Origin of the sequence: Alteromonas sp. MMG017 (assembly GCF_018100795.1) — a bacterium.
GTDB lineage: Bacteria > Pseudomonadota > Gammaproteobacteria > Enterobacterales > Alteromonadaceae > Alteromonas.
The window spans coordinates 1-592 of record NZ_JAGJDY010000059.1; the positions used below are offsets into that span (position 1 = coordinate 1).

Annotated in this window: 2 tRNA genes; both read right to left on the bottom strand. The window is 44.6% G+C overall.

From position 1 onward, the window contains the following. Nucleotides 1-230 precede the first annotated feature (230 nt). Nucleotides 231-307: transfer RNA gene (locus J8L84_RS20215), tRNA-Ile, on the bottom strand. 163 nt (nucleotides 308-470) lie between these two features. Next, nucleotides 471-546: transfer RNA gene (locus J8L84_RS20220), tRNA-Ala, on the bottom strand. Nucleotides 547-592 lie beyond the last annotated feature (46 nt).

The window sequence follows — 592 nt, forward strand, 5'->3', positions numbered from 1 at the left end:
GTTGGAGATTTCATGCTAAAAGCATTACTTTCTTCCTTAGAGTAAAAAACCCTAATCAATGCTTACTCATTCGAGTAAAAATTCATTAGGATTTCGATCCGATGACACTATCTTCGGCATATCGAGTTTGTGGCCAGTTCGCTTGGTGCAGGTAGTTTCAACGCGAGAAACGCAGTGTGCGCTAGCACATGAGTATCGCAGCGATTGAAAATAACAAAACCAAGTAGAAATGGTAGGCTTGGGCAGACTTGAACTGCCGACCTCACCCTTATCAGGGGTGCGCTCTAACCAGCTGAGCTACAAGCCTATTACTTGCTTCTGCTTTTTGCCCTATGCTGCGCCTCTATTCGTCGTTTGCTCAGTTACATACTCATGTATGCTCCTTCGCGCACTCCTCATTCGGCTTGCCTAGAACAAAAATCATTGCAATTAATTGCTTTGATTCAGCTCTTTTTGGACTAAAATGCAGATGGTGGAGCTAAGCAGGATCGAACTGCTGACCTCCTGCGTGCAAGGCAGGCGCTCTCCCAGCTGAGCTATAGCCCCATTTTCTGTATAACTACAAAAAACTTCGTGTCGTTCTTCATTTAAT